Raw genomic sequence first — 2,709 nt, 5'->3', positions numbered from 1 at the left:
TTTAACACCTTCTAATTTTAAAGCAGCTTTTTCTACTCTTGATTCACAGGATGTACATGTCATGTCAAAGACTTTAATTTTTTCTTTTTTAACGTTCACCTTATTACCCCCTAAATTTTTTAATATAATATTTCATGTTGTATTCAACGAATTTTTATCTTGAAAGTTTTATGAATAATAAGATTGTTTTTTAATCCTATGAATATAAAGCATAATCCAAATTATATAAAAAAGTTGTGTAGATTATGTAAAGAAATTACTATATTAAAAAATAAATAATTTTGTTTAGGTGCTACGGAATGTCGCACATGGGCTAGCTTCTATAAAGTTGCGAGAATTTTTAGTTAGTGTATTTCTACATAAAATATTTATAAGTATTTTGTATAATAGGTATAGGTTATAAGATATAAGATAAATTTTATATCTTAGTTCAGTTCTCAAAAATATTTTAATTTAGCAGACAAGGAGTTTAATTATGAAGAGTGGCGATAAGATAGTTGGAATAGTACTTTTAATTATTGTGGTAATAGCTTTAAGCGTAGATTCAATATATAAAACTTCCCTTAAGGGGTCAGAAAATATTGCAGTTATTAAGAACGAGGGCAAGGTTCTTAAAACTATTGATTTAAATAAGGTAGTAGAGCCACGAGAGTTTACTATAAAAACAGATAAAGGCAATTACAATATCATATCAGTTAAACATAGTGGTATTAGGGTAAAAGCTGCGGATTGTCCCAATCAAGTGGATGTTAAAGTTGGATGGATTTCTAAACCGGGTCAGCTAATTGTGTGTTTACCTAATAAACTTATAATTAGTATTAAGGGAGAAGAAAATAAGGGTATTGATGATAAGACTTTTTAAAATGATGATAAGACTTTTTAAAATTATGATAAGACTTTTTAAAATTATGGTAAGACCTTTTAAAATGAAATAATGTAAGTAAATTATAAATTAAATAGTGATATAAGTTCAAATGAAACCTTTTCCTATAAATTATTTATGGTTTAACTATCTTATCATGATATTTTAAAGTTTTAAATCCAAAAGTTTAATTGCGTTGTTATTTTGTAACTCTATCAAAAGAGTAGGTGGCTTTGTTAAAATACAATTAATTTTAGTATATGTATTATGTTTTTTGCAAACAATACTCAATGAATGTATATATTATTTTTCGAGGAGGCTAATAAAATGGGTATGGCAACAAACAAACACCAAACATGTATAGATGAATGTAACAGGTGCGAGCAAACATGTTATGAATGCTTTAAAGCATGTTTAAATGAACCTGATGTTTCAGCAAGAAAGAACTGTTTAAGTACTCTTGTTGAATGTGCACAAATGTTCCAAATGTCATCTTCACTTATGTCAATGGAAGGACAATTAGCAAAAGACCATTGCAAACTCTGTGCTACTATTTGTGAAAAATGTGCTACGGAATGTGAAATGTTTAAAGATGAACATTGCAAACAATGTGCTACAGAATGTCGCACATGTGCTGATGAATGTAGAAAAATGGCTAATATGTAAAGATAATAGAGTTTTATTTGATAAAGAGTACTACTTTATATCTAAAGAATATTTACTTATGCAAAATTTAATATTACACATTATAATAATTTAATTTGAAAGAATATCAGCTATTTATAATTAGATAAATATCGAGGAGTTAACACCAAGTTAGATTTTATTTAGCCATTAAAGCACCTCGTTTTTATCTAGCGTATGTATATATTTACGTATTATTCTTATTCATTGTACTTTGCCTTTATATGATACCACTACCGAAATTAAGGACGAATATAGTAGTTCTAAATTGAAGATAATAACTAGGAAATCTTTTAAAAGGAGGTAAAGACATTATGAAATGTATGTGTGAAGAATGCCATCATAATAAAAGTCACGAATGTCATGCAGAAAGCGTTGAGATTAGATCTAATGGTAATAATAAAGTGGAGTCAGCATCTGGAACCTGCTGTAGCACTTTTAAACCTAAAGCTTCTATATAGTTGTAAGGATTTTAGTTAACAAAAGGCCTGCTTATTATAATTGATAAGCAGGCTTTTGATATACTTATTCTAATAAATAGTGCGTTTCTACATAAATTATTCATAAGTATTTTGTATAATAGCTTAGTACAAAAATTTAAGATTTAGAGTAAAATAAATTTGTTGTTTACTAATAGAAATATAGCTCAAGACGTATCTTATAGTCTTGAGCTTTAATATTATAATAAAAAATGCAAATCTTCATAATACCTTTATAATTTTTTGTAATAATAGTTTTAGATGAATTTGAAATAATATTTTAAAGGAGAATAGATCATGAAAGAATTATTTAGTATTGGACCTTTGCATGTGTATTTTTTTTGGCTAATGGTTGCATTTGGTATAATTGGAGCAGTATCCTTTGCAGAATGGCAAGCGAAAAAAATAGGAATTAAAGAAGATATTATGTTTAACTTATCAGTAATTGTTGTAATTGCTGGTATAGTTGGTGCTAGGTTATTTTATATACTTTTTTATAATCCTTCTTTTTATTTTAGCCATCCAATGGATATATTTAAGATAACTGAAGGGGGATTGTCTATACATGGAGGGTTATTTGCAGCCTTAGTTGCTGGTTACTTTTATTCTGTTAAGGTTAAAATATCATTTTTCAAATTAGCAGATATTTCAGTAATGGCAGTAATACTTGCACAGGGTATAGGA

Annotated in this window: 5 protein-coding genes; 4 read left to right on the top strand and 1 reads right to left on the bottom strand. The window is 27.4% G+C overall.

Annotation, left to right across the window (positions count from 1 at the left end; translation table 11 throughout):
* Positions 1-99, bottom strand: a 99-nt coding sequence (locus JJE11_RS17355) for a heavy metal-associated domain-containing protein (protein ID WP_291637894.1), incomplete at its 3' end; no start/stop codon positions are given.
* A 376-nt stretch (positions 100-475) separates the two neighbouring features.
* Between JJE11_RS17355 and JJE11_RS17350 the strand changes: the two genes are divergently transcribed.
* The 4 genes from JJE11_RS17350 to JJE11_RS17335 all read left to right on the top strand — a co-directional run.
* A complete protein-coding gene (locus tag JJE11_RS17350; RefSeq protein ID WP_291637892.1) occupies positions 476-862 on the top strand; it encodes a NusG domain II-containing protein in 387 nt (128 codons plus the stop codon).
* Between the two features lie 327 nt (positions 863-1,189).
* Entirely contained in the window at positions 1,190-1,528 is a 339-nt protein-coding gene (locus JJE11_RS17345; protein ID WP_291637890.1) for a four-helix bundle copper-binding protein, read from the top strand.
* Positions 1,529-1,860: 332 nt separating this feature from the next.
* The gene (locus tag JJE11_RS17340; RefSeq protein ID WP_291637888.1) at positions 1,861-2,007 is read left to right on the top strand and encodes a DUF1540 domain-containing protein; all 147 of its coding nucleotides are present in this window, start codon (positions 1,861-1,863) and stop codon (positions 2,005-2,007) included.
* A gap of 315 nt (positions 2,008-2,322) precedes the next feature.
* Positions 2,323-2,709 (top strand): prolipoprotein diacylglyceryl transferase family protein (locus tag JJE11_RS17335; protein WP_291637887.1); only part of this gene is annotated, 387 nt, incomplete at its 3' end.

The organism is Clostridium sp., assembly GCF_016650095.1.
Classification (GTDB): Bacteria; Bacillota; Clostridia; order Clostridiales; family Clostridiaceae; genus Clostridium_AD.
The sequence above is the reverse complement of the archived record's forward strand: the minus strand, read 5'-3'. Positions and strand labels throughout refer to the sequence as shown.